This window comes from Roseovarius sp. MBR-79 (assembly GCF_053628555.1).
In genome coordinates, this window is sequence record NZ_JBRJGP010000023.1 from 12804 (window position 1) to 37182 (window position 24379).

At 62.4% G+C, this 24379-nt stretch carries 23 protein-coding genes and 2 pseudogenes; 16 read left to right on the forward strand and 9 right to left on the reverse strand.

What is annotated here, in order from left to right:
* Nucleotides 1-107: 107 nt before the first annotated feature.
* Both ACSSV8_RS17355 and ACSSV8_RS17360 read right to left on the reverse strand, forming a co-directional pair.
* Nucleotides 108-689 (reverse strand): TetR/AcrR family transcriptional regulator, encoded by a 582-nt coding sequence (locus tag ACSSV8_RS17355; protein WP_296637830.1) that lies wholly within the window; start codon nucleotides 687-689, stop codon nucleotides 108-110.
* A gap of 107 nt (nucleotides 690-796) precedes the next feature.
* Nucleotides 797-1168 carry a winged helix-turn-helix transcriptional regulator gene (locus ACSSV8_RS17360; protein WP_074920833.1) on the reverse strand — a complete coding sequence of 124 codons (372 nt, stop codon included), beginning with the start codon at nucleotides 1166-1168 and terminating at the stop codon, nucleotides 797-799.
* A gap of 126 nt (nucleotides 1169-1294) precedes the next feature.
* Here ACSSV8_RS17360 and ACSSV8_RS17365 point away from each other — a divergent pair, with 126 nt between their 5' ends.
* From ACSSV8_RS17365 to ACSSV8_RS17395, 7 genes are all read left to right on the forward strand, one after another.
* On the forward strand, nucleotides 1295-2107 hold the full coding sequence (locus ACSSV8_RS17365) for a DODA-type extradiol aromatic ring-opening family dioxygenase (RefSeq protein WP_027263659.1): 813 nt from the start codon (nucleotides 1295-1297) through the stop codon (nucleotides 2105-2107).
* Between the two features lie 32 nt (nucleotides 2108-2139).
* Complete coding sequence (locus ACSSV8_RS17370) at nucleotides 2140-2277, forward strand: hypothetical protein (RefSeq protein WP_009820029.1); 138 nt, start codon at nucleotides 2140-2142, stop codon at nucleotides 2275-2277.
* A complete protein-coding gene (locus ACSSV8_RS17375) occupies nucleotides 2271-2759 on the forward strand; it encodes a luciferase domain-containing protein (protein ID WP_036050122.1) in 489 nt (162 codons plus the stop codon). The genes ACSSV8_RS17370 and ACSSV8_RS17375 overlap by 7 nt, the downstream gene beginning before the upstream one ends.
* A 110-nt stretch (nucleotides 2760-2869) precedes the next feature.
* Nucleotides 2870-3937, forward strand: a complete 1068-nt coding sequence (locus tag ACSSV8_RS17380) for an HlyD family secretion protein (protein WP_254699913.1) — start codon at nucleotides 2870-2872, stop codon at nucleotides 3935-3937.
* Nucleotides 3934-6675: a ribosome-associated ATPase/putative transporter RbbA gene (gene rbbA / locus ACSSV8_RS17385; protein WP_454283289.1), complete on the forward strand. Its 2742-nt coding sequence runs from the start codon at nucleotides 3934-3936 to the stop codon at nucleotides 6673-6675. The genes ACSSV8_RS17380 and rbbA overlap by 4 nt, the downstream gene beginning before the upstream one ends.
* Before the next feature lie 3 nt (nucleotides 6676-6678).
* Nucleotides 6679-7791 carry an ABC transporter permease gene (locus tag ACSSV8_RS17390; protein ID WP_454283290.1) on the forward strand — a complete coding sequence of 371 codons (1113 nt, stop codon included), beginning with the start codon at nucleotides 6679-6681 and terminating at the stop codon, nucleotides 7789-7791.
* Between the two features lie 199 nt (nucleotides 7792-7990).
* A complete protein-coding gene (locus tag ACSSV8_RS17395; RefSeq protein WP_454283291.1) occupies nucleotides 7991-8878 on the forward strand; it encodes an alpha/beta hydrolase in 888 nt (295 codons plus the stop codon).
* 147 nt (nucleotides 8879-9025) lie between these two features.
* On the opposite strand, the gene ACSSV8_RS17400 is transcribed toward ACSSV8_RS17395, so the two are convergent.
* A complete protein-coding gene (locus ACSSV8_RS17400) occupies nucleotides 9026-9493 on the reverse strand; it encodes a universal stress protein (protein WP_009820035.1) in 468 nt (155 codons plus the stop codon).
* Nucleotides 9494-9589: 96 nt separating this feature from the next.
* Here ACSSV8_RS17400 and ACSSV8_RS17405 point away from each other — a divergent pair, with 96 nt between their 5' ends.
* From ACSSV8_RS17405 to ACSSV8_RS17415, 3 genes are read left to right on the forward strand one after another with little or no spacing between them, the layout of a single operon-like run.
* Complete coding sequence (locus ACSSV8_RS17405) at nucleotides 9590-10054, forward strand: MarR family transcriptional regulator (protein ID WP_009820036.1); 465 nt, start codon at nucleotides 9590-9592, stop codon at nucleotides 10052-10054.
* Nucleotides 10047-11207 (forward strand): HlyD family secretion protein, encoded by a 1161-nt coding sequence (locus ACSSV8_RS17410; RefSeq protein ID WP_454283292.1) that lies wholly within the window; start codon nucleotides 10047-10049, stop codon nucleotides 11205-11207. The genes ACSSV8_RS17405 and ACSSV8_RS17410 overlap by 8 nt, the downstream gene beginning before the upstream one ends.
* Nucleotides 11194-12744 (forward strand): DHA2 family efflux MFS transporter permease subunit, encoded by a 1551-nt coding sequence (locus tag ACSSV8_RS17415; RefSeq protein WP_454283293.1) that lies wholly within the window; start codon nucleotides 11194-11196, stop codon nucleotides 12742-12744. The genes ACSSV8_RS17410 and ACSSV8_RS17415 overlap by 14 nt, the downstream gene beginning before the upstream one ends.
* A 116-nt stretch (nucleotides 12745-12860) precedes the next feature.
* Here ACSSV8_RS17415 and ACSSV8_RS17420 read toward each other — a convergent pair whose 3' ends face one another.
* From ACSSV8_RS17420 to ACSSV8_RS17435, 4 genes are read right to left on the reverse strand one after another with little or no spacing between them, the layout of a single operon-like run.
* A complete protein-coding gene (locus ACSSV8_RS17420; protein WP_454283294.1) occupies nucleotides 12861-15035 on the reverse strand; it encodes a molybdopterin cofactor-binding domain-containing protein in 2175 nt (724 codons plus the stop codon).
* 1 nt (nucleotide 15036) lies between these two features.
* Nucleotides 15037-15495 carry a (2Fe-2S)-binding protein gene (locus ACSSV8_RS17425; protein ID WP_454283295.1) on the reverse strand — a complete coding sequence of 153 codons (459 nt, stop codon included), beginning with the start codon at nucleotides 15493-15495 and terminating at the stop codon, nucleotides 15037-15039.
* Between the two features lie 20 nt (nucleotides 15496-15515).
* Complete coding sequence (locus ACSSV8_RS17430; RefSeq protein ID WP_454283296.1) at nucleotides 15516-16148, reverse strand: glutathione S-transferase family protein; 633 nt, start codon at nucleotides 16146-16148, stop codon at nucleotides 15516-15518.
* A 14-nt stretch (nucleotides 16149-16162) separates the two neighbouring features.
* The gene (locus tag ACSSV8_RS17435; protein WP_009820042.1) at nucleotides 16163-16681 is read right to left on the reverse strand and encodes a MarR family winged helix-turn-helix transcriptional regulator; all 519 of its coding nucleotides are present in this window, start codon (nucleotides 16679-16681) and stop codon (nucleotides 16163-16165) included.
* Nucleotides 16682-17079: 398 nt separating this feature from the next.
* On the opposite strand from ACSSV8_RS17435, the gene ACSSV8_RS17440 reads away from it, so the two are divergent.
* The 3 genes from ACSSV8_RS17440 to ACSSV8_RS17450 are packed head-to-tail and all read left to right on the forward strand — an operon-like array spanning nucleotide 17080 to nucleotide 19396.
* Nucleotides 17080-17748, forward strand: a complete 669-nt coding sequence (locus ACSSV8_RS17440; protein ID WP_009820043.1) for a cupin domain-containing protein — start codon at nucleotides 17080-17082, stop codon at nucleotides 17746-17748.
* A gap of 26 nt (nucleotides 17749-17774) precedes the next feature.
* Nucleotides 17775-18824 (forward strand): flavin monoamine oxidase family protein, encoded by a 1050-nt coding sequence (locus ACSSV8_RS17445; RefSeq protein ID WP_009820044.1) that lies wholly within the window; start codon nucleotides 17775-17777, stop codon nucleotides 18822-18824.
* Between the two features lie 5 nt (nucleotides 18825-18829).
* A complete protein-coding gene (locus ACSSV8_RS17450; protein ID WP_009820045.1) occupies nucleotides 18830-19396 on the forward strand; it encodes a TetR/AcrR family transcriptional regulator in 567 nt (188 codons plus the stop codon).
* 458 nt (nucleotides 19397-19854) lie between these two features.
* Here the strand turns inward: ACSSV8_RS17450 and ACSSV8_RS17455 are convergent.
* Nucleotides 19855-20219: pseudogene (locus tag ACSSV8_RS17455) on the reverse strand (ATP-binding protein); the annotation flags it as partial.
* Nucleotides 20220-20510: 291 nt separating this feature from the next.
* Between ACSSV8_RS17455 and ACSSV8_RS17460 the strand changes: the two are divergent.
* From ACSSV8_RS17460 to ACSSV8_RS17470, 3 genes are all read left to right on the forward strand, one after another.
* On the forward strand, nucleotides 20511-21680 hold the full coding sequence (locus ACSSV8_RS17460; RefSeq protein ID WP_009820046.1) for a helix-turn-helix transcriptional regulator: 1170 nt from the start codon (nucleotides 20511-20513) through the stop codon (nucleotides 21678-21680).
* 125 nt (nucleotides 21681-21805) lie between these two features.
* Entirely contained in the window at nucleotides 21806-22657 is an 852-nt protein-coding gene (locus tag ACSSV8_RS17465; protein WP_197060304.1) for a hypothetical protein, read from the forward strand.
* Between the two features lie 12 nt (nucleotides 22658-22669).
* Entirely contained in the window at nucleotides 22670-23350 is a 681-nt protein-coding gene (locus ACSSV8_RS17470; protein ID WP_009820048.1) for a hypothetical protein, read from the forward strand.
* A gap of 27 nt (nucleotides 23351-23377) precedes the next feature.
* Here the strand turns inward: ACSSV8_RS17470 and ACSSV8_RS17475 are convergent.
* Nucleotides 23378-24272, reverse strand: a pseudogene (locus tag ACSSV8_RS17475) (IS630 family transposase).
* Nucleotides 24273-24379 lie beyond the last annotated feature (107 nt).

Consider the following 24379-nt stretch of genomic DNA (forward strand, 5'->3'; position numbering starts at 1 on the left):
TTAGTCTGTGGGTCGGTCCGGGTCAAGAATTCAATCTCATCTGATCCGGCACGGCGCTCGATAGCGCCCGCAGAAGTACGAGAAGGCAATCCATTGACCACGCCACTTCAAGAGGCATCGCGTCCGCCATATGCCCCCAAAAACGCATCAACCGCCCGTCTTGAGTGCTCAGACACATCGATAGGCTGATCGACGGCCAGCAATTGCGGCATGATAACGCCAGATACAGAGAGATGAATAAATTGAGCAGAGGCGTTTTGGACGTTTTTCACGTCCAGTGATTTCGTCTCATGCAAATTTCTGAGTATTTGCGCGACGATCCTGATGGCACGCCTCGGGCCTGCGTTCATGTATATTTCACCTGCCTCCGGCAGAACCGAAACCGCGCCGATGCAAACGCGCAGGAGGCGCATATAGTCATCATCCATGACCAACCCGATCATCCGCCGAGAGAGTTCTTCCAGCATGCTCCGCGCATCATTCTGGCTTGTAAGCGGACGGCAGATTTCCTCTGAAAGGCTGTCGCACTCGGATTGCAAGACGCTCAAAAAGAGTTTGTCCTTGCTTGGAAAATGCGCATAGAGGGTTGCCTTCGACACCTTGGCTTCTTCGGCAATCGCATCGACGCTGGCACCTTCAAAACCGCACTTCAGGAATACCTCTCTGGCTCCTTTCAGCACATCGGCCACTTTACTTTCCCGCATGGCGATCACCTGATTCCAAAACGTGATATCGAATGCACGGCGCAACCTGTCTGACCGCGCTCACAGGCAGAAGCCGGGTGGCGCAGCCTAACTCACAAACGCGAGTTTGGTGAAGCGGCCCCGCCCAAGTCATCACCTTCAAATACCCCCTCGGTCTTCCATCGTTCCGCGATCTCGCCCATTGCGTCGAGAACGCCGCGCAGGTCGTTGCCGCGCGGCGTCAGGCCATAGGTGACCGCAGGCGGGATCGTCTCGGCCTGTTCGCGCCAGACGACCCCGGCGCGCTGAAGCATCCGCAGCCGCTCGGTCAGCATTCGGGTCGATATTCCCGGCACGGCGCGTTTCAGAACCCCGAATCTTTGTGGCCCCTGATCGCTCAGCACCCAGATGATGTGGGTTGTCCACGGTCCCATGAGCAGACGCAGGATCGAATCCATCGGGCATTGTGGCGGCGTTCTGGGCATGGGATCGGCTCGATTTTATAGTTACTTTTTCGTCCCTACTTTAAATAACGACACAACTCAACTACTCCTTATCCATACAACGAAAGGCAAGGTCTCGAATGGCCTGACCGGTGAGGATGATGCAACATGACCCGTATGCCCACGATGTTCATTCCCCATGGCGGCGGCCCGTGTTTCTTCATGGACTGGAATCCGCCCGATGAATGGGACCGGCACCGGAAATTCCTGGAGGATCTGCCTGCCACATTGCCCGAACGTCCCCGCGCGCTTCTGGTGATTTCGGGCCACTGGGAGGAACCCGCCTTCACCGTGCAAACCAATCCCGCGCCACCGCTTCTGTTCGATTACCGCGGCTTTCCACCGCACACTTATGAATTAACGTGGCCCGCCCCCGGCGATCTGGCGCTGGCAGACAGGGTGCATGAGCTGACCCGCGCCGCCGGGTTTGCCGCTGCGAAGGATGCCACGCGCGGGTTTGACCACGGCGTTTTCGTGCCGCTCAAGGTCGCCTTTCCCGATGCCGACATTCCCTGTGTCCAGCTTTCGGTTGCCAGCGATCTCGACCCCGCGCGCCACATTGCGCTTGGCCGTGCCCTGGCCCCCCTGCGCGACGAGGGCGTGCTGATCCTCGGCAGCGGCAACACCTATCACAACATGTCCGTGCTGATGCAGAGCCTGCGTGGCGGGGCGCGAGACGACATCGTTGGCGGCGCGTTCGATGCCTGGCTGACCGAGGCCGTGACCTGCCCCGATCCCGAGGAACGCAACCGCAGGCTTGCGCGCTGGTCCGATGCCCCGGGCGGCCGCGAGGCCCATCCGCGCGAAGAGCACCTGATCCCGCTGCACGTTGTGGCGGGCGCAGCAGGCGCGGACATTGGGCGCAAGACGCTAGAAGACCCCGTTATGGGCGCTGTCGAAAGCGCCTTTCGGTTCGGTTGAGTTGAAAAGACACGAAAGGAGCACCACGAAAAATGCCCGACATCACCGGACCCAAGCCGGTCAGCCCTGCCAAGATCGCCGGCAGGGAAATTCCCCATGTCCCGACCATGCGCGCCGCCCTGGTAAAGGCGATGAAGGAACACGACCTGCCGGAGGCGATACCGTGCTGAAGATACCGCCGCGCGAGGGGCCTAGGCCTGCGACCACGCCTTGTGCCCCGCATACCCAGATTTCCCAGAACCCGGATGCCGCAACGGTTCGGGCGTTCAGGGAACGGGCCTTTGATTTTCCCTTTGTCATCCGCCAGCCCTCGATGATCTCGGTGCCGGGCGCAGAGGCGCTCTGCCTCGAACACGGGCGCGGATGCGGTTGCCGTGAGGCGTTCATGGTCGGCAGGGAATTCGCCCATGTCCATCCACCGCAGGACGGCAGCCTGCACATGATGCTGCCCGAGGACGCAGTGCCGAAAATCATTGATCTGGGCTGGGCAGAACCGCATCCGATGGCCGCGGCGGGCATGATCCCGCCAACCGCTGTCATGGTCTATGCGCCCAGAAACGCAGCAGAAATCGAAACCGTTCTCGGCCTTCTGGGCCTGTCCTATGACTTTGCCAGTGGTCGGCTCGGACGGGTGGACAACGTCGTTCTGTGACGGGATGCGCCGTTCAATCCGGTTGTGAAGCCCTATGCGGATGATCTAGGGTTCAAGCGCGTCGCAAGAACAATAAGGACGCCCGAATCATCACAGCAAGCGAGTATACAGTGGCAAAACCCAGCCCCGTTATCATAGCCGCGATCGTCATCGCTGTCGCCGTATCCGGCTTTTTGCTCTGGCAAAGCACCCGCTCCGATACGGACGCGGAAGGATTCGCGCGCGGCAACGGGCGGATCGAAGCGGTCGAAATCGACGTTGCGGCCAAGCTGCCCGGGCGGATTGACACCGTGCTTGTGAACGAAGGGGAACTCGTCGCGGCGGGCGCGCTGCTGGCCGAGCTCGACACGCGGCAATTGCAGGCCAATCGCAACCAGATGGTGGCAGAACTGCGCCGCGCCGAAATCGCCGTGGAAAACGCTACGCTGCTTGTCGAACAGCGCGCGGCCGAAGTGCGCGCGGCCGAGGCCGTTCTGGAACAGCGCCGCGCGGAGGAGGATGTCGCGCGGCGCCAGTATGAGCGCTCCGAGTCTCTGACGCAGAACAGCATCACATCCGAACGGCAGTTCGAGATCGATCGGGCCAATGCCTTTGGCGCCGCGGCGGCGGTTGCCTCGGCAGAGGCGTCGCTTGCGGCGGCGCGGGCCGGGGTCTCTTCGGCGAAAGCCTCGGTCATTGGGGCCGAAGCTTCGGTGACCGCGGCCCGGGCGACGATCGAGGCAATCGACGTGCAGATTGAGGACAGCACATTGAAAGCGCCGCGTGCCGGACGGGTGCAATATATCGTCGCGCGTGCGGGCGAAGTCGTGGGTGCCGGCGGGCGCGTTGTCAACATGGTGGACCTCAACGACGTTTACATGACGTTTTTCCTTCCGACGGCGGATGCGGGGCGTATCGGGCTGGGAACCGAGGTGCGTTTGCTGCTGGATGCGGCACCCGGCATCGTCATCCCCGCGCACGTTTCCTTCGTGTCGGACGTGGCGCAGTTCACGCCCAAGACGGTCGAGACGGAAATCGAGCGCGAGAAGCTGATGTTCAGGGTGCGGGCCAGGATCGCGCCGGAGCTGCTGGGAAAGCACCTCGATCAGGTCAAGACCGGGCTTCCCGGCGTCGCCTGGGTGCGGCTTGACCCGACCGCGCCCTGGCCGGCTGAGGCGCAGGGGCAGGTGCTGGAATGACCGATCCGGGGCCTGTGGTGCGTGCCGAGGGGCTCTCGCTCCGCTATGGCAAGACCCGGGCCGTGGACAATGTGTCGATCGACCTGCCGTCAGGGCGTTCCGTCGGCGTCATCGGGCCAGATGGCGTGGGAAAATCGAGCCTTCTGGCGCTGATCGTCGGGGCGCGGCGGATGCAAGGAGGGCGGCTGGAGGTGCTGGGCGGCGACATGGCGCGCGCCGGGCATCGCGCGCGGATCGCCCCGCGCATTGCCTATATGCCGCAGGGGCTGGGGCGGAACCTTTACCCGACACTTTCGGTTCGCGAAAATGTCGATTTTTTCGGACGTCTTTTTGGCGAGGGCGCGCAGGAACGCGCGCAGCGGATCGACGAATTGCTCAGGGCGACCGGGCTTGCCCCTTTTGCCGACCGCGCGGCGGCCAAGCTCTCGGGCGGGATGAAGCAGAAACTGGGCCTGTGCTGCGCACTGATCCACGATCCTGACCTTCTGGTTCTTGATGAGCCGACCACCGGCGTCGATCCGCTGTCGCGGCGCGAATTCTGGGCCCTGATCGACCGAATCCGCGCTGATCGCCCACATATGAGCCTGCTGGTGTCGAGCGCTTACATGGAAGAGGCCGCGCGCTTCGATCACCTGGTGGCGATGGACGCGGGCAAGGTTCTGGCGACCGGCAGCCCGGCCGAAATCCTGGAACGCACCGGTGCCGCTGATCTGGATGCGGCCTTCATCGCACTTCTGCCCGAGGAAAACCGCAGCCGCCACAAAGACCTGAGCATCCCGCCGCGCGATCCGGCGTCCGACGGGGAAAACGTCATCGAGGCCGAGAACCTTACCGTGCGTTTTGGCGATTTCACAGCTGTGGACCAGGTGAGCTTTCGCATCAAGCGGGGCGAGATCTTCGGCTTTCTGGGCTCCAACGGATGCGGCAAGACCACCACCATGAAGGCGCTGACCGGGCTGCTGGAGCCGAGTGACGGCACTACGAAGATTTACGGTCGCAAGGTCGATGCCCATGACATGGCCACCCGCAAGCGCATCGGTTACATGACGCAATCCTTCTCGCTTTATTCCGAGCTGACGGTGCGGCAGAACCTTGATCTGCACGGGCAGCTTTTCGACATGACGTCCGCAGAGATCGTGCCGCGGATCGCGGAACTCGCTGATCGGTTCGATCTTGAAGACGTGCTCGACAGCCTGCCGATGCGCCTGCCGCTGGGTATTCGTCAGCGCCTGTCGCTGGCGGTCGCGCTGATCCATCGCCCCGAAATCCTGATCCTGGACGAGCCGACATCGGGGGTGGACCCTGTGGCGCGCGATATCTTCTGGCAATCGCTGATAGATCTGTCCCGAAACGATGGCGTGACGATCTTCATCTCCACCCATTACATGGCCGAGGCCACGCGCTGCGACAGGATTTCGCTGATGCACCAGGGCCGCGTGCTTGTCAGTGACACGCCCGAAGCAATCCGCGAGGAGGTCGGCGCAGAGACGCTGGACGATGCCTTTGTCCACCATCTGCAACGCGCGCAGGATCAGGACACCCCGCCCGCGCCCGAGACGAAAGAAGAGCTTTCCGCCGGGCCTGCCACCTCCGCCCGGCGACGGCGCGGGGGGTTCAGCCTGGCGCGGCTGCTAAGCTTTTCATGGCGCGAGTCGCTGGAGTTGCGCCGCGATCCGATCCGCCTGACGCTTGCCAGCCTCGGCAGCGTGATCCTGATGATCGTGCTGGGCTATGGCGTGTCCATGGATGTCGAAAACCTCAAATTCGCAGCACTCGATTTCGATCAGAGCATCCTCAGCCAATCCTATGTCAACGACTTGGCCGGGTCGCGTTACTTTGACGAGGAACCGCCGCTGGTCGATCATGCCGATCTGGACTACCGGATGCGGGCGGGTGAAATCAGTCTGGCGCTGGAAATTCCGCCGGGGTTCGCCGCGGATCTTGAACGCGGCCGCCCCGTCGCCATTGGCGCGTGGTTCGACGGGGCCATGCCGATGCGCGCCGATACGGTGCGCGGGTATATCCAGGGAATGCACGCCCACTGGCTGACCGAGCAGATGCGTCAGGTCTTTGGCGATCAAGCGGTGGCGGGTAACTTCACGCTTGAGGTGCGCTACCGCTACAACCCCGATGTCGAGAGCCTGGCGGCCATGGTGCCCGCGATGATCCCGCTGTTGCTGATGCTGATCCCAGCCACGCTGGCCGTCCTGTCCGTGGCCCGCGAAAAGGAAACGGGTTCGATCGTCAATCTTTATGTCACCCCGGCGCGACGGCTGGAATTCCTGCTGGGCAAACAGGTGCCCTATGTCGTTCTGGGTTTCATGAATTACCTTTTGCTGCTGGCGCTCGCGGTGGTGGTCTTCGGGGTGCCGGTCAAGGGTAGCCTGCTCGCGCTTTCGCTCGGGGCGCTGATCTATGTCGTGCTGGCCACCGGGCTGGGCCTGCTTATTTCCGCCTTCACCCAAAGCCAGGTCACGGCCCTGTTCTTCACCTTCATGGCGACGCTTATCCCGGCGATGCAATATGGCGGCATCATCGATCCGGTTGCGTCAATGGACGGCCTGGGTCGGATGATCGGTGAAATCTATCCCACCAGTCATTTCGTCACCATCTCGCGCGGGACCTTTTCCAAGGCACTGGGGTTCGATGATCTGGGCGGGTCTTTCCTGCCGATGCTGGCGCTTGTGCCCGTGGTGGTGGTGCTGGGTGCCATCTTCGTGCGCAAACAGGAGAAATAACCGATGCGGCTCAGGCATGTTCTGCAATTGTCGCTGAAGGAAATTCGCGGGCTGTTGCGCGATCCGCTTCTGATGGTGCTGGTCGCCTATGCCTTCACGCTTGACGTTTATGTCAGCGCAACCGCCATTCCCGAATCGCTCAACCGCGCCACGATCGGGATCGTGGACGAGGACGCCTCGCCGCTGTCGCGGCGCGTGGCCGATGCGTTCCTGCCACCCTATTTCCTGCCGCCCGCCCAGATCGACATCGCGCAAATGGATGCGCGGATGGATGCCGGGATCGACACCTTTTCGCTGGTGATCCCGCCCGAGTTTCAGCGTGACCTGCTGGCCGGGAACCGGCCCGAGTTGCAACTCAATGTCGATGCGACGCGGGTCAGCCAGGCCTTTACCGGGGCGGGCAGTATCAGCGCCGTTGTCAATCAGGAGATTACCGGATGGCTGGCGCGCGATGCCGCCCCGGTCGAGATGCCGGTTGACCTGGCCGTTCGGGCCCGTTTCAACCCCTCGCTCGACCCGGCCTGGTTCGGGGCGGTGACCTCGGTCATCAGTACGGTGACCATGCTGTCCATCATCCTTTCGGGTGCCGCCTTGATCCGCGAGCGCGACCACGGCACGCTGGAGCATCTGCTGGTCATGCCCGTGACCGCCGCCGAGATCATGACGAGCAAGGTGCTCAGCATGGGCAGCGTGGTGCTGGTGGCGACGGCGCTTTCGCTCACTCTGGTGGTTCAGGCGGGGATGGGTATCCCGATCGGGGGATCGGTTGCGCTCTATCTTGTGGGCGCGGTGTTGCACCTCTTCGCGACGACCTCGATGGGGATCCTGCTGGCCACCATCGCAGGCTCTATGCCGCAGTTTGCCATGCTGCTTTTGCTGGTGCTGTTGCCGCTCGATATCCTGTCGGGCGGCGTCACCCCGCGCGAGTCGATGCCCCAAGCCGTGCAATACATCATGCTCGCGGCCCCCAACACGCATTTCATCGCGCTGGCACAGGGGGTGTTGTTCCGTGGGGCCGGGCTGTCGGTGGTCTGGCCGCAGCTTGTGGCACTGATGCTGATCGGGTCGGTGATGTTCACTTTGGCGTTGCGGCGTTTCCGCAAATTCCTGGGATAATCCGATGCGGGCTGTCATATTTTCTCTGATGTGGATCATGCTGCTCTCGGCCTGTTCAGCGCGGCCCGCGCCCGACCTGTTGCGACCGCAGATCGTGGCGGAACCTGCGGGTGCGCGCGTCGTGCGGGTTCACAGCGTGACGACCCGCGCGACCTATCCGGACGCCCCCTGGGCGTATGGGGCCAATCGCTCGGGCACGGTGCAATACGGCGCCTTCGACATCTCGATCCCGCCCGCGCATAAAACAGGGCAGATCGAATGGCCAAGCAGTTTCGGCAAGTCAGACCCGGCAACCGATTTCATCACCCGCCAGCAGCAACGGATGGGGCGCGCCAGCTTCCTTTCGCAGGTGGGGCGCGGCCAGATTGGCCTTTATGTTCACGGGTACAACACCAGCTACCAGGAGGCGCTTTATCGGCTGGCCCAACTGGCGACGGATGCCCAACTGGACGGAACTCCGGTCCTGTTCTCATGGCCGTCCGAAGGGCAGGTCGCCGCCTATCTGGCAGACCGCGACGGGGCGGATTATTCACGCGATGCCTTTGTCGCGCTGTTGTCCGACCTGACTGCCGGACGCAGTCGGAACGACCCGGTGATAGTGCTTAGCCACTCCATGGGCGGGCGGCTTACGATGGAGGCGCTGCGGCAGTTGAAACTGACCGGACGCGGCGATGTTCTTGATCGGGTCGAGGTCATCCTTGCCGCGCCGGATATAGATATCGACCTGTTCCGCAACCAGATCGCGACGGTTGGAAAACTGCGCCACCCGATAACGGTGCTGACCGCGTCTGATGATCGGGCGTTGAGGCTTTCGGCGCGGTTGGCTGCCGGCCGCACACGGCTTGGGCAGTTGGACGTGCGCGATCCCAACGTGCAGAAACTGGCCGTTGACACCGGGATTCGGATCGTGGACATCACCGCCTTGCCTGCCGGGGAAGACACACACACCCGTTATGTTGATCTGATTTCCTCGCAGAAGAGTATTTCGACCCACAATCCCTTCGCAGGTTTTCGGCGCGCGGGTGTCTTCGTTTTCAACCAGGCTGGCAATGCGCTCCGAGGCATCGGAACCGTCCTGGCCAACTGATCCTGGCCGACTGAATCGTCATTGCCGGTTGCTGCGTTCCGGCATGAACGGCGATCGGTAATACCGTGCCGCCGTTCATTTTGGCGTTGCGGCGTTTGCGCAAGTTCATGGGATAATGCAAGGCGGGCGCGGCGTACCCGCCTTTGGCTACTTCTTCTCAGCCTTTGCGGAAAGCTCAGACTCCTTGACGACCTTTTGCGCCAGAAGCAGGCTGCATCCCAGTGCGTCGCTCAGTCCGGCAGCCACTGACCGGCTCATCCAGCGGGTCCAGAGGCTTTGCTGGTGATGCCCGACGACGACCAGATCTGCCCCGGATTCGACCGCGACATCTGTGATTTTCGTGACGGGATCGCCGACATCCATGCGGATCTCGGGTGCCAGCCCCATGGCGGCAAGTCTTTGATGGCCCTCGTCAAGGATCGTCTTGAAATCGGCCTGCTGGTGGGCAAGCACGCTGGTATCCGCGCCCTGCGCCAGCGCATTGCCCGCGACTGTCTCGACCACAGCCAGCAGGACCACCCCTGCTCCCGTGATCTGCGCAAGCCGCGCCCCCTCGCGCAGCGCCAGCCGGCCCTCGCGTGAGCCATCGTAGCACAGCAGGATCTTGTCATACATCTCTATATCTCCGGTGTCGGAATGGCGCTTGAAATATCGCTGTATCCATATTAATTAGCTATGCAACTATTTGCAAGCTGATGAAAGAAAAGAACGATGCAGGTCGACCCTGACAAGACCGAGATCCAGGAGCTTTTCGCACTCTCCCTAGCGTCGTCGTCGCGCATATGGAGGAGGTATCTTGACCTCCAGTTTCGAGAACTCGACCTGTCCCAGGCAAGATGGAGCGTATTGTTGGAGCTGTCGCGGAATGAAGAGGTGACGCAGGTCGAACTGGCGCGCACCCTGGGGATCGAGGCGGCGACGCTGGTCCGCCTGCTGGACGGACTTGAGAAGGCGGGGCTGATCCAACGTCGGCCCTCCGCTGAAGACAGGCGAGCCAAGACGCTGCACCTGACAAAGGCTGCGTGTCCTCTCATCATCAGGATGAAAGAGATTTCGGCGGCCAGCCGAGCAGCAATTCTTGAAGGAATTTCCCATCAGGACTTGCGTATTGCAACTCAAGTCCTGAGCCGCATCACGGCCAGATTGGAGGTCTTGAGCGATGGTCAGAATGGATGAAATAAAGACGGGCGCGGCCATTTCAGACGAGGCTTCGGTGAACGAACCGTTGCGGCATTCCCCGCCCAGGCGCAGCCGCATAAGATGGGCCAGACTGGCCGTGATCGGCGCCGTGATCGCCGTTGCCGTCTGGCTGGCCGCACCTTGGGCGATCGCACGATTCACGACGGTGCACATCAATGATGCCAGGATCGCGGCCAGGGTCGTCACCGTATCAAGCGAGGTTGCCGGAAGGGTCACGGCGATTCCGGTGCTGCTGGGGGACTTTGTCAAGAAAGACGATCTGATCGCCGCAATTAACCGCGAATCCTCGCAGACGCAGCTTGATGCCGTCCTTTCGAAACTTGCCGCAACCGACGCGCAGCTTTCCGAGCTTCAGGCGCGCAAGGTGTTGCTCGACAAGCAGCTTTCGGCGCGGCGGGACGCGGCACTGGCGGGTATCGCCGCCGCAGAGGCAAACCATGAGGCATCGCTTGCCGTGCTGACGAACGCCCGGACCCGTCACGAAAGGGCGATCAAGCTTGCCGAGCAGAATATCACGTCGCAGCAAGCCCTCGACGAGGCCCGGGCGGCGCTGGACACCGCTGCCCAACAGGAGCGCGCGGCTTTCGCGGCGATCGAAAGCGCACGGGCCAGTCTGGCTATCGTCGAGGCCGATGCAGAGCAGTTGAATGTGCTGGAGTCCCAGATTGCATCCCTTCTCGCCGAACGATCCGGCACCGAGGCCGACCGCAGAATGAAGGAGATCGACCTCTCGCATCGCCAGGTAACTGCGCGGTTCGACGGCATCGTTGACGCGACCTTTGTCGATGTTGGTGAATATGTGACACCGGGGACACGCATAGCGATGTATCACGCGCCCGATGATGTCTGGATCGACGCCAATGTCAAGGAGACCGAGTTCGGCAGGATTCATGTCGGGTCGCGGGCAAGCATAACCGTCGACGCCTTTCCCGGCCGGACCTTTGAAGGCAAGGTGATGGGAATGGGCGGGGCCGCGACCAGCGAGCTTGCGCTTCTGCCCAGCCCCAACCCTTCGGGCAATTTCACCAAGGTGACCCAACGCCTGCCGATCCGGGTGGAGATCGACACCGACGGCACCATGCTCAGACCCGGCATGATGGTCGAGGTTTATGTCGATGTCACAGATTGACCGGTATTTCGAACAATACGGCCCCGCCTACAAGTGGTTGGCGACGGGCAGCATCATGGTCGCCACCATCTCGGTCGTGTTGTCCACGACGATCGTGAACGTCGCCATCCCGGCGGTCATGGGCGCCTTCGGCATCAGCGCGGTGCAGGCGCAATGGATCTCGACCGGCTTTCTGGCAGCCATGACCGCCACGATGCTGCTGGCCGATTGGGCCAACCGCGCCTTCGGGATGCGGCTGACCATGATCACCGCGATGGGCGTATTCCTTGCCGGTTCTGTCCTGGGCGGCCTCGCACCGAACGAAACCGTGCTGACACTGGCGCGCGTGGTGCAGGGGGCAGCGGCGGGTGTCGTCCAGCCGCTGGCCATGATCATGCTGTTCAAGGTGTTTCCGCCCGACAAGCGCGGTGCCGCCATGGGGATCTATGGCGTCGGCGTCGTGCTCGCCCCGGCACTCGGCCCCTGGATCGGCGGCGTGCTGATGGATGCCTTTGACTGGCGCTTTGTCTTTTACCTGGGCCTGCCCTTCGCCGGCATCGCCATCGTTCTGGCAAACGTGTTCCTGCCCACCCGTGAAGAAAGCGGTCCGATCCCGGCCTTCGACTTTGTCGGGGTGGCGATCCTGTCGATCTTTCTTGCTGTCCTGCTCAGCACACTCTCGAACGCGCAGCGGCTTGGATGGGATACGAACATCATCCTGTCGGGGTTCACGATCTCCGTTGCGGCGTCCATCGCCTTTGTCACCTGGGAGATGTATACTGACAAGCCCATGCTCGACATGCGGCTTTTCGCGAATTTCGCCTTTTCCTCGGCGTGGGTCGTTGCCTTCATCATGGGGGCGGGGCTGTTCGGCTCGACCTACCTGCTCCCGGTCTTCGTGCAGCAGATCCAGGGTATGACGCCCACCCAGGCGGGCCTTCTCCTGATGCCCTCGGGCTTTGCCATGCTGGTGGTCTTTCCGATCGCGGGGCGATTGTCCGACAAGGTGCCCCCGCCGGTCCTGATCGGCAGCGGAATGTTGGTCTTTGCCTGGGCCTCGTGGCTGATGGCAGAAGCAAATGTCCATACGGCCTTCTGGACGCTGGCGCTGTGGACCGTCCTTTCACGCGTGGGGCTAGGCCTGGTGTTTCCCGCCATTTCGTCGGGTGCGCTCAAGGTTCTGCCGCCGCACCTTATCGGCCAGGGTTCGGGCGCTTCGAACTTTGCCCGTCAGCTTGGCGGTGCCTTCGGGGTGAACCTTCTGACCGTGTTCATCGAGCGGCGCACGATCATGCACGCAGATGCCCTTGCCGCGACCCAGACCAGCGACAACTCCACTACGATCGAACTCTTGCGCGAGGTCGCCGGCCTGATGCACAGCTCGGGGCTGGCGGACACTCAGATCATGCCCGCCGCGACATCGTTCCTGAGGCAGATCGTGGTGATCCAGTCCTCGAACGCGGCCTTCCACGACAGTTTCCTTGTCGTATGCGGTATATTTCTGCTTGCGCTGATCCCGACCTGGTTCATGTGGCGCGCCCCTTCCCCGGGCGCATGACAGGGGGAAGGGGCCTGAAGCAGCCGCCACAAAGCGGGTTTTTGCTCCTGATATTGCGCGCGCCATCGGGCGGTGGCGCGCGCTCTTGCCGGGACGGGCCGCCGATCAGACCCTGGTCAGGCCAGCCCGTGACGCGAGAACGGCAGCTCGCGCACGGCCGTGCCGGTGGCCCGGCGCACGGCATTCGCGACCGCAGGACCGATCGACGGCGTGCCGGGCTCGCCAATCCCGGTGGGGGCCTCGGTGGAGCGGACGATATGCACATCGACCTGCGGCATGTCGGTGATGCGCAGTGGCCTGTAGTCAGGGAAGTTAGACTGATCCACCTCGCCATCGGTCATGGTGATCTCTTCGCGCAGGATCGCCGACAGGCCATAACCAAGAGCGCCCTGAACCTGCGCCTCGATGTTGGAGGGGTTGATCGGCACGCCGCAATCTACGCCGCAGGTCACGCGTTCGACCTTGACGGTGCCATCCTCGCGAATCCGCACATCCGCCACCTCGGCCACATAGGAGCCAAAGCTCTTGTGGACCGCGATGCCGCGCGTCAGCCCGTCGGGCACCACACCAGCCTTTTCGACTGCCAGTTCCAGCACCCCGCGCGCGCGCGCATCTGTCAGGTGACGCAGGCGGAATTCGACCGGATCTGCACCTGCAGCCTCGGCCAGTTCGTCCATCATCGTCTCGACCACATAGGCGGTGTGGGTATGCCCGACCGAGCGCCACCACAGCACCGGTACGCCAACGCGAGGATGATGTACATCCACCGTCCAGCCGGGAATGGCGTAGGGAGAGCTTTCACCCAGCCCCTCGACCGAGGAGGCATCGACGCCGTCATGCACCATGTATTGCTCGAACGCGGTGCCCATGACGATGCTCTGCCCGATAAGCCGCTGCTGCCAGAAGGCGATCTTGCCCTCCGCATCCAGACCGGCGCGCACCCGGTGCATGTGCATCGGGCGATAATAGCCGCCGCGCACATCGTCCTCGCGCGTCCAGACCAGCTTGATCGGGCGCGCCTGCCCGTGCGCCTCGAGCCAGGCCTTCGCCACCATCGCGGCTTCGGCGACATAGTGACTGTCATAGATCGCGCGCCGCCCGAAGGATCCGCCGGCCCACAGGGTGTTGACCTCGACCGAGGCCGGCTCGATCCCCAGCACCTGCGCGCCGATGGTATGATCCAGCGTCTGAAGCTGCGAGCCGGTCCAGAAACTCGCCGTCTTGCCGTCAAACAGCACGGTCACGTCGATCGGCTCCATCGGGGCATGGGCGAGATAGGGAAAGAAGTAATCCGCCTCGATCACCTGCGCGGCTTCGGAGCCCGGGGCCTCGGCGCTGTAATGCTCGATGCCCTTTTGGTCCAGAAGCGTGGTAAATTCCTTGCGCACGGTGTCTGTGCTGCGGTTCTCGGCATTGGAGAAATCCCACTCCGCCGACAGCGCATCGCGCGCCTGAATCGCCTGCCAGGTCGACCCGGCGATCACGGTGGCACGGTCGGGCAGGCGGATGATGTCGATCACGCCGGGCATCTCGCGGGCCCTGGCGTCATCCAGACCGGCCAGCGTGCCACCGAAACGCGGGCAGCGCAGGCTGATGGCGTAGGCCATGTTCTCCAGCCGCATATCCATGCCGAACATGCCGACAGAGCCTTCGGTCTTGCGGGCCACATCGACGCGCGGGAAGGATTTGCCGATATGGACCCATTGATCCGGCGTCTTGAGCGTCACGCTTTCGGGCACGGCCTGCGCGGCGGCGGCCCCGGTCATCTCGCCAAGGCTGGCGCTGTGCTCCCCGGCGCGGATCTTGCCGCCTGCGATGCTGACATCGGCGGGATCGACGCCCCAGGTGTTGGCTGCGGCGGCGATCAGCATGGCGCGCGCCGTGGCCCCGGCCTCGCGGTATTGCTGCCACGAATTGGCCATCGCGGTGGACCCGCCGGTGCCCTGCACGCCCAGAAGCGTGTTGGCATAAAGCGCGGCATTGGCGGGCGCGAATTCCGTTGTCACCTGTGCGGCATCGGCGTCCAGTTCCTCGGCCACCAGCGTGGCAAGGCCGGTCGCCGACCCTTGCCCCATGTCAAGGTGCTTGACGATCACGACCACGGTGTTGTCGGGGCGGATATGAACGAAGGGCGTGGCAAGCACGCCGTCCGCGCCCTGCGCGTGGGCCAGTTCGGGCTGCAATGCAGCGCCCAGCATCAGGCCGCCCGTGGCCCCGGCAGAGAGTTTCAGAAAGGCCCGGCGCGACAGGGGCGCGGACGCGGCAAGGTTAGCAAACACTCGGTCCAGCATCTCAGCCCTCCATGATTTCGGATGCGCGGTGGATCGCCTTGCGGATCCGCGCATAGGTGGCACAGCGGCACAGGTTACCCTCCATCGCCGCGTCGATATCGTCATCGGTCGGTTTCGGCGTGTCGCGCAGCAACGAGGCCGCCGAGATGATCTGCCCCGACTGGCAATAACCGCATTGCGGCACCTCAAGCTCGCCCCAGGCCGCGCGGATCGCTTGCGCAGCGCTGTCCTGCGCGCCCTCGATCGTCGTCACCTCGGTCCCGTCAATATCGCCCACGAAGGTCTGGCACGAGCGCACCGGTGCACCGTCCAGAAGCACCGTGCAGGCCCCGCAGGACGCGACCCCGCAGCCAAACTTGGTGCCGGTCAGACCCAGCTCGTCGCGCAGCGCCCACAAAAGCGGCGTGCCCGCATCCGCCGCGATCTCGCGCGGGGTGCCATTCACTGTCAGTTTGATCATCGCTCTGGTCTCCTTTTCCGTCAGCCCAGATCCGGTGCGGTCGCCTGAAAGGTCTCATCCGCACTCAGCCGGTCCCACCATGCCTGCATACCGTCCACTGACAACAGCGCCGGACCATCCTCTGTCATCGTCGCATAGCTCACAAGCGGCCCCAACAGGTAATCGCCATAGCCGGGTTCCGCGCCGGCGATGAAGGCGGCATCGCCCTTGTTCTCGATCACCAGCTTCGCCAGGGTCCGGGCAGAGCCGAGGTTGGCTTTCCGGGCCTCATCATCCTTGCCGCCGACAAGATCGGGGAACAGGTGATAGGCAACAAAGCCGATGATCGCGCCATAGCCGTAACTGTTGATGAGCGCGACGTTCTCGTCGGCCTTGGCGCGCGCCCTAGCATCAGCGGGGAACATCGCCGGTTCGGGATTGCGCGCATCAAGGTAACGCACGATCGCGTCCGTCTCGCGCAGGCGCATTCCGTCGATGTCCAGCACCGGCACCTTTCCGAAGGGATGGCGCGCCAGATGCTCGGGCTCGCGCGGCTCGCCCGTCAAGACATTGACCGGCACCTGGTCATAGGCAACGCCCTTGCGCGTCAAGACGCAGCGCACCGTCCGCACATAGGTCGATCCATCAAAGCCGTAGAGTGTCGTATCGCTCATGATTACCTCTTTTCTCATGGGGTTGAAGGGAAACTTGACCCAGTTCCGGACCCGCCCGTTGCAGATCCGTCAAGGCTGTCAGACAGGATGCTGACAAGGCGCAATGTCTCGTCGCGCAGCGTTCGCGCTGCGTCGATGCCAAAGTGTTCCAGAATATTATCCGCAAGAGTCGCCGGCACTTGCGCCGCGCGCCCATGCAGGGCCGCACCATCGGACGTCAGTCGCACGACAACGCGCCGCTCGTCCCGCGTGTCGCGGGTGCGGTTCAGCAGGCCGAGTTTCTCCATGCGTTGGAGTAAGGGGGTTATGGTGCCACTATCCAGGTAAAGCCGCCGAGCAAGATCGCCGACATAAACCTGCTCAGACTGCCACAGTACCAGCATCACCAAATACTGGGAATAAGTCAGCCCAAGCGGCTCGAGAAGCGGGCGATAGGCGCGCCCCAGCAGGTTGGTCGCTGCATAAAGCGGAAAGCAAAGCTGAGTGTCGAGACACAGCATATCCCCTTCGGCGATCCGGGTCGAACCGCTCATTGCGACACAGCCCGATCGGATATCAAGAGGGCATAGGGATCATCCCGCGCACCGCACAAGAGCGCGCCGTCCCGCTGCCTCCCGTTACGCGGGATGTGCCTGGGCCTGCCGAGGCCCGTGATCCTGGTATCACAATGAGTAACGAGCATATGGGACCTTTGGCTGATTTTTTGACCGTTGATGAAGTATGTAAGTCTCAAAGTTTATCTGGCAAGCCAGTTTATGGTATTCCAGATATATGCTCGCATTAGGGACCGACCTTGAGCGAAACGCCAGGCGCGGGTTTATGATTTCGTGTATTGCGCCACCAACGCCTATCTACTAGAAGGTAGTCCATTATGCAAGGCCTCGGAGCATCTCGTTCGACCGGGTCATCACAAGCAAAAGGAGACGACAGGATGGAGCTCAACGCGGATTTTTCCCGGCGCGTCATCGTGCATTCGGACCGGATCGACTGGCAGCCCTCGCCGATGAAGGGCGTGGATCGGCGTATGCTCGACCGGATCGGTGACGAGGTGGCACGCGCCACGACGATCGTGCGCTATGCGCCGGGCAGCAATTTCTCGGCGCATACCCATACCGGCGGCGAAGAATTTATCGTCCTGGAGGGCGTGTTTCAGGATGAACATGGCGACTATCCCGCAGGCACCTATGTGCGCAACCCGCCGACCACATCTCACACGCCGCGCTCCGACGAAGGCTGCATCATTTTCGTCAAACTGTGGCAATTCGATCTCTCGGACCGGACCCAGTTCCGCAAGGATATGGCGGCAGAGCTTGGCGCGATGGTCGATGGTGTGGCCACGGCGACTCTCCATGCGGATGACCGCGAGGTGGTGACCTTCCACAGGCTCGATGCCGGCGCGACGCTGACATACAAGGCACCCGGCGGGACAGAGATGCTGGTCATCGACGGCAGCGTCACAGGAGGGGGCGAAGTTCTGGAAAAAAATGCTTGGCTGCGCCTGCCCGACGGCGACGAACTCGCTGCGACGGCGGGCACCACAGGCGCGTCGCTCTGGATCAAGACCGGACACCTGCGCCATGCCACGGTGGCGGGCCAATGATCCGTTATCCGAAGACGGTCTGACACATGCAGACCGAAACCCTCATCATCGGCGGCGGGCTGTCAGGCCTGGGCGTTGCCGCGCGCCTCACGGCCGATGGCCGGGATTTCCTGCTGGTGGAGGCCAGGGATCGGTTGGGCGGGCGCATTCTGACCGAACGGTTGAATACCGCGTATTTCGATCTTGGCCCGACTTGGTTCTGGCCCGGACAACCGCGAATCGCAGCGCTGGTCAACCGGCTGGGACTGTCCCGGTTCGACCAACTCGCGCATGGAGATATAATCTATCAGGATGAGCAGGGTCAGGTCTTGCGCGGGCACGGTCGTGCCGCGATGCAAGGCTCGTTTCGGCTGCGCGGCGGTCTGGCCGCGTTGACCAACGCGCTCGCGCGAGAGATCCCGAGCGCGCGGATTCGCATGGCGACCCCGATTCAGGCCCTCGCGCGAACCGACGGACTCATCGTCGCAAGCGCGCAAGGCGGCACCGAGATTCGCGCACGCAACGTGGTGCTGGCCTTGCCACCGCGCATAGAAGCACAGCTGTCGTTTTCGCCAGGCCTGCCCGACGACGCGCTGGTCACGATGAAGGGTATTGCCACCTGGATGGCCGGCCAGGCCAAGGTCGTTGCGGTCTATGATCGCCCCTTCTGGCGCGAGGCGGGCCTGTCGGGCGACGCGATGAGCCGGGTAGGTCCTATGGTGGAACTCCACGACGCCAGCCCTGCCGAGGGTGGGCCCTATGCCCTGTTCGGCTTAATCAGTGTACCAACCGATGCGCAATTGCTGCGTCAGCAGGTGCAGGCGCAACTCGGCCGCCTGTTTGGGCCTTCCGCGGCCGAACCAAGGCAACTTCACCTCAAGGACTGGGCCTTTGACCCCTTCACCGCCACCGGGCGGGACCATCAACCGCTTTTTGCGCATCCGAGTTATGGCCTGCCCCGATCCCTTGCGCGGCTTTGGGGAGGAGACCTGATCCTTGCCGGCACCGAGGTCGCCCCGCAATTTGGCGGCTTTCTGGAAGGAGCACTGGAAGCGGCAGAGCTTGCGCATCTGCATCTCAACGCAGTAGAGAGTTGAGCCCGATGGTCAGTGACACCAAAACCGCCCTGATGGATATCGCCGAGCACGCGGCCCGGTCGCGGGGAGTCGACGGGTTCAGCTATGCCGACCTCGCCGGGGCCATCGGTATTCGAAAGGCTTCGGTTCATTACCATTTTCCCACCAAGGACGATCTGGCCAAGGCTCTCGTTGAACGATACCAGGCCAAGCTTCGCGCTGAATGCAACGCCATCGATGCCGTCCACGCAACCGGCGGCGCGCGCCTTCGGGCAGTGATCGCGTTTTACCGCTCGGCCCTGGCGGACGGCAAAGAAGTCTGCCTGTGTGTTGCCCTTTCCACCAGCCGCGAAAGCCTGTCCAAGCAAGTGACCGAAAGGATCGGTGACATAAGGGCCATGATGGTCAGCTGGCTCAAGACCGTTTATCTGCGCGGGGCAGACGATCATACGATCGAGTGTGTGCAGGACCCGCTGGCTGAGGCGTACGCGACGCTTGCGCTGCTTGAAGGGGCGCATCTCGCCGCGCGAACGAACGGAAATATCCTCACATTTGATGCCGTAACCGAACTGATAAGTGACCGTTGCCGATAGAACACATTTCGCCTTTGCGGCGAATTCGACCCCGAGGTTGATCTGATCCCCAGAATGTGGACCTTATTAATCGGGCATTTTCCGCTACGATTTTCTGGTCGGAGGAAGAGCGGTCTCAACATCACGTGCGTAAGGTCTGGCCAACGGAATCGCCAACATAAGCAAAGGAAAGAAATGGCGGATGCGTGGTCATCAGACGGCGCACAGCTCGTGGCATCCGTGCCCGCGGGCGGTAAGGATGGCGGGTGCCATTTGGAAGGCTCAGAGTCTCCCGCTGTCCCTAATATTTTCCCACCTAAACGCGAAGAAAGCAAGTCTCGTGAGGCAGATCAATGATGCATGTCAATGACCCGAAACCACGCTTCGTACAAGCGTCACGTGTCAATGAGCGTTCAAAACTGACCCCGTGTTTAATTTTGACCCACCTATGCGGTGCAAACCCCCCAGGCGCACCGTCCTCATGTAGCGAGTCCGTCTGGGCGCTTTGGCAGTGTCCCAACGATTGCTGTAAGAGGCCGCGCGCGGAGTCCCCGGCGTAGCTTGTTTTGTGCGAACCGGTATGACGTGTTGCCGGTTTCGATAATGGTGCAATGATGGGTTACGCGATCCTAAAGCGCGGTTGTCATCTTGGCATCGCCGAAGACTGAGACCCACTCGCCGAACTCCAGATCGGTGGTGATGATGACGCTGGTCTTCTCACAGAGCTTGCTAATCAGATGGATGGAGGAGGATTAAGAAACCGGTTTGGTAGACTGTTTTCCTGACGACCCAATGCGCCGCCGGACTTGGGGAACGGGATGTAGCCCAACTCGTCGATTATGACGCAGCCCAGGGCCGAGAGCTGTTGCTTCACATTCTGAATGTCGATTGACGCGATATAGCCGAATTCATAGAGATGTGCCAAAGACCTTTTAACGGCATGCGAAGGCACGGCGGATCGTGTGCGCCGGAAGTAACGGGTATAGTTGATATACTTGCGCGAAAACGACTTCTGGCTCAACCTTGAAGCTGAGGCGGCACAAGGCTTTCGGTACGCCTCTTGCAGTCTGCGGCATGGATTTTGGCGTCGTTTTCGTCTTTACTTCGGAAGACGACTGACACGGCGGATGGAATATTGTCGAAGACTGTTATCGATGCACGGGTTTCCGGCCTGATCGGGCGCTTCTATGAGGCGATTGTGGATGATGTGCTTTGGACGGGGATCGCCGCCGATATTTCGGAGACGCTGAACTCCACGAGCGCCGTGCTGAAATGGCACGGGGCGGATGACGATATCCGGTTGCTTGAGCACACCGATAATTTGCGCATTGCCGATGATAAGCAATCCTGGGCAATGCACTGGCACCGGCAGGATTTGTGGGTGGAACGCTCGTCTCGTTTCGGCGTGTCGCGCATCGTCACCGACCATGATCTTGTGACGCCGGCGGAACAGCAACAAAGCGGCTTTTATCAAGAATGGCTGCGCGCCCTTGATATATTCCACATGGTCGGCGGGGTATTTCTCGGCGGCGACGGCGCACTTGGCGTGCTCGGCATTCACCGCCCGGAACGCGCGGGCGCGTATACCGATGCAGATCGGCACAAAGTGTCGATCTTATTGCCTCATCTGCAACGCGCCTTCTGGCTGGGCCGGCAATTCTCGAAGGCGGCGGCGCAAAGGGCGCTGGCCGATGAAGCCCTTTCGCGCATTGATGCGGCGGTCTTCGCCGTGGATGCGCGCTGCAACATCGTCACGGCGAATGCGCGCGCGGACGCGCTGCTGCATGCGGGAATCCATATTTCAGGCGGGCGCGGGCGATTGAGACTGGCAGATGCAGGGCTGGATCAGCGCATGGCACGGCAAGTGCGATCCTGTATCCGGACCGCGCTAGGTCGCGCGGCCCCTCTCGGGGCGGCTTTGACGATCCCGCGCACGGAGCGTCTGCCGCTCACGATGATCATCGCACCCCTGCCACCGTCCGGTTTCTTTTTGTCCGGTAACGCAGCCGATGCCCGGCCTTTGGCGCTGGTCATTGTGCGCGATCCGGAAGCGCCCGTGCTTGCGATTTCCTGCTTGCGCGATCTCTTCGGATTCACCCGCATGGAAGCTGTGATAGCGGCCGATCTTGCAAGCGGTCTGTCGCTCGATGCCGTCGCCGAGCGGCGCGGAATCGGCGGCGCGACCGTGCGCTCCCACCTCAAACGCATTCTCGCCAAAACCGGCACGCACCGGCAGGGGCAAGCCGTGGCGCTAATCGCCCGCTGCGTAGCGGGGTTACAGACGGAACATGCATTTCTCCCCTGAAAAGGGGACGAAACCCGCCACACACAAGCTTATCGTAGAGCGAGCGGGACCGCCTTGCGACAGTCGGAGCGCACGTCACAGCGCCCCCCGGTCAAGTTGTCTTGTATTTGTAAGCGGAGAGCGCCTTGGACTCGAACACCGCCGCGCGGCAGCACGCAAACCCTGCTCATCAGCGCCCCGCTTGGTTGCGCGTATTACTGTGGGTCGGTGTGGCCTTCATCTTGTTCAATACGCTGGGCGCGGCGCTGTTCTTTGTCTCGAGGCCAAGCATCAACATCGGTACACTGGTGCGGCTGGCGCTGGTTGGCGCGGTGGTGGCGCTGCCTTTGTGGAAGTGGCACGGCATGCAAGTGCTACGCACGTGGAACAATCCGAAGGTCGCCAGCTTCACGCGCCGCGACGATCCCGCAACAGGCGGCATTCTGTTCGACGTGGAACCCGCCCGCGCGGCGCGTGTGCCTGCGCTGCCGCTGTTCGCGTTCGCCGTGTTCCTCCTGCTGAATGCGTTGTTGGTGGGCACGCGCTCCACCGGAGCCTTCGTGGGTCTATATGTCGTAGCGCTCGTCTGCATCGGCGTTGGCTGCACCTTCGTGCTGCCCGGCGCGCGCGACCGCAAACCCGTCAAGGTCTCGGTCGCGCGGCACGGCTTGCAGAGCGGCGACATCGGCATGCCGCTCAACGTCGTCACCGATTTGCGCGTGACGCTCGGCGGACTGGTCGTTGACCGCGACTCGCTCATGCCGGGGCGTAACGGCGTTTCCACCGCTGCCATGGCCGGACGCCACATGGGGCGACGGCAAGCCGCGCGCGGCTATGCGGTCACAATCCGCGCCGATGGGGAAAGCCAATCCATCCTGCTTTCGGGCGGTCTCACGGAAGATTGCGCGCACGCCTTGACTGCCGATCTTGGCAAGGCGATTGAGATTGAGCGGGGGAAGCTGGCCGCCGTACCTGCGGCGGCCAGCGTTGCCAGATAGACGGGCAAACATATGATGAAGCAAAGCATGATCGTGGCCGCACTCGGCCTCTTGATCGCCGGGTGCAACGCAGCGGCGGCTGATCCCGCGCCCATCGAAGATGAAGCGGGTTTTCTTGCCCGCTGCAAGGCCGAAGGCGGCTATGACTGCGGCGTTAAATGGCGCTGGGCAGGCAATGCCGCGCAGATGGCCGACGCCCTGCTCGCGCTTGCGCCCGAGACGGACGGCGCGGCGGCGACCGATCTGCGCGCGGGTCTTTCTGCCGTGCAATGGTCATCCGCAACGGAAGGTATGCTGGGTGATCTGAACGTAACGCTGCCCGCCAACGGCAAGCTCGCGTTTCGCTGGATGAAGCAAGGCGCGGAAGGTCATTACGATCTGATCGAGGCGCTGCGCATGCGTGGGGTTGCGTTCGACTCCCTCGGTTGCCCGCAATATCCGGGCGCGTCCATGGGGCAGGAAAAGGTGATGATCGCCCGCGCCGATGGGCGCGCACCTTTCGTATTGACGGTGTATCACCGCGCTGCGCCCTTGAGCATGGAATACGGCGTTTATGAGGTGGATGCGGATTTCAGCGGGACGGTGCCGGATCGCGTAGCGCTCGTGGCGGGACGCTATCCCGGCGGCGGGGGCCGCGCCTTCACCGTCGATCCGACAGGATGGGCGCAGACCTGTCCCGATCCGGGCCTGTAACCAGACGCGCCCTAGAGCGTTTCAGGTTTAGACGGAAGCATAGCCTGCGTTCTTAAGGTAGTTGGCACACTCGTCGGGGGTGAAGCGGTTGAGGATCGTTCCGACGGAGCGCCAGAGCGTGTCCCGCGATCGGGGTGCTGCGGTGCGCATCCAGTGTTTGAGCTTTGCGAACGCCTGTTCGATCGGATTCAGATCCGGGCTGTAGGGCGGCAAGAACAGAAGGTGGGCACCGGCCGAGCGGATTGCCTGCCGCACCGCTTGGCTCTTGTGGCTGCCGAGGTTGCCCATCACCATAACATCGCCGGGTCTGAGGGTGGGACCAGAACCCGTTCGACATAGGTTCGGAAGATGTTGCCATTCACGGGACCGTCGAACACCCAGGGCGCATCGATGCGGTCATGGCGCAGGGCGGCGATGAAGGTAGAGGTCTTCCAATGCCCGAAGGGCGCCGCGCCGGGCAAGCGTTCGCCTTTGGGTGCCCAGCCCCGCAGCGGGGCCATGTTCGTCTTCACCCAGGTTTCATCAATGAAGACCAGCCGCGTCGGATCAATGCGCCCCTGATGGCGCTGCCACCTGTCGCGACGACGCTTCACATCGGGGCGCTCACGCTCATCGGCGACCATTGTCTTTTTTTGAAACTGAACCCACAGCCGCGCAGAAACCGCCAGACGGTGTCGTGGCTCACCGCGATCCCGCGCCCGGCCAACATCTCTTGCAGCATCCCCAGCGTGATGTGCGGACGGGACTGCACCTGATCCAGAAGCCAATCCCGGTGCGGTTCAAGAATGGGGCGGCGATAGTCGCCCATCCGCGCGGGGCTCACCGACCCGGTCTGCGCCGCGCGTTGCATCCATTTCACCACGCTCGACGGCGCGACCCCGAACCGCGCGGCAACGCAACGGCAGCTCGCCCCAGACTGCATCGCTGCGACAACTGTCACTGTACCCTAATTAATCAGATTCTGCGGGTTCAGGGCATTTTGGGGCACTTTTGTACCCTTAATTACAATATATCCACAGGCTGCTCGCT

Coding starts and splice junctions, on each gene's coding strand:
- ACSSV8_RS17360 (WP_074920833.1), bottom strand. CDS start 1,168: ATGCCCAGAACGCCGCCACAATGCCCGATGGATTCGATCCTGCGTCTG.
- ACSSV8_RS17365 (WP_027263659.1), top strand. CDS start 1,295: ATGACCCGTATGCCCACGATGTTCATTCCCCATGGCGGCGGCCCGTGT.
- ACSSV8_RS17370 (WP_009820029.1), top strand. CDS start 2,140: ATGCCCGACATCACCGGACCCAAGCCGGTCAGCCCTGCCAAGATCGCC.
- rbbA (WP_454283289.1), top strand. CDS start 3,934: ATGACCGATCCGGGGCCTGTGGTGCGTGCCGAGGGGCTCTCGCTCCGC.
- ACSSV8_RS17390 (WP_454283290.1), top strand. CDS start 6,679: ATGCGGCTCAGGCATGTTCTGCAATTGTCGCTGAAGGAAATTCGCGGG.
- ACSSV8_RS17400 (WP_009820035.1), bottom strand. CDS start 9,493: ATGTATGACAAGATCCTGCTGTGCTACGATGGCTCACGCGAGGGCCGG.
- ACSSV8_RS17405 (WP_009820036.1), top strand. CDS start 9,590: ATGCAGGTCGACCCTGACAAGACCGAGATCCAGGAGCTTTTCGCACTC.
- ACSSV8_RS17410 (WP_454283292.1), top strand. CDS start 10,047: ATGGATGAAATAAAGACGGGCGCGGCCATTTCAGACGAGGCTTCGGTG.
- ACSSV8_RS17415 (WP_454283293.1), top strand. CDS start 11,194: ATGTCACAGATTGACCGGTATTTCGAACAATACGGCCCCGCCTACAAG.
- ACSSV8_RS17420 (WP_454283294.1), bottom strand. CDS start 15,035: ATGCTGGACCGAGTGTTTGCTAACCTTGCCGCGTCCGCGCCCCTGTCG.
- ACSSV8_RS17425 (WP_454283295.1), bottom strand. CDS start 15,495: ATGATCAAACTGACAGTGAATGGCACCCCGCGCGAGATCGCGGCGGAT.
- ACSSV8_RS17430 (WP_454283296.1), bottom strand. CDS start 16,148: ATGAGCGATACGACACTCTACGGCTTTGATGGATCGACCTATGTGCGG.
- ACSSV8_RS17435 (WP_009820042.1), bottom strand. CDS start 16,681: ATGAGCGGTTCGACCCGGATCGCCGAAGGGGATATGCTGTGTCTCGAC.
- ACSSV8_RS17440 (WP_009820043.1), top strand. CDS start 17,080: ATGGAGCTCAACGCGGATTTTTCCCGGCGCGTCATCGTGCATTCGGAC.
- ACSSV8_RS17445 (WP_009820044.1), top strand. CDS start 17,775: ATGCAGACCGAAACCCTCATCATCGGCGGCGGGCTGTCAGGCCTGGGC.
- ACSSV8_RS17450 (WP_009820045.1), top strand. CDS start 18,830: ATGGTCAGTGACACCAAAACCGCCCTGATGGATATCGCCGAGCACGCG.
- ACSSV8_RS17470 (WP_009820048.1), top strand. CDS start 22,670: ATGATGAAGCAAAGCATGATCGTGGCCGCACTCGGCCTCTTGATCGCC.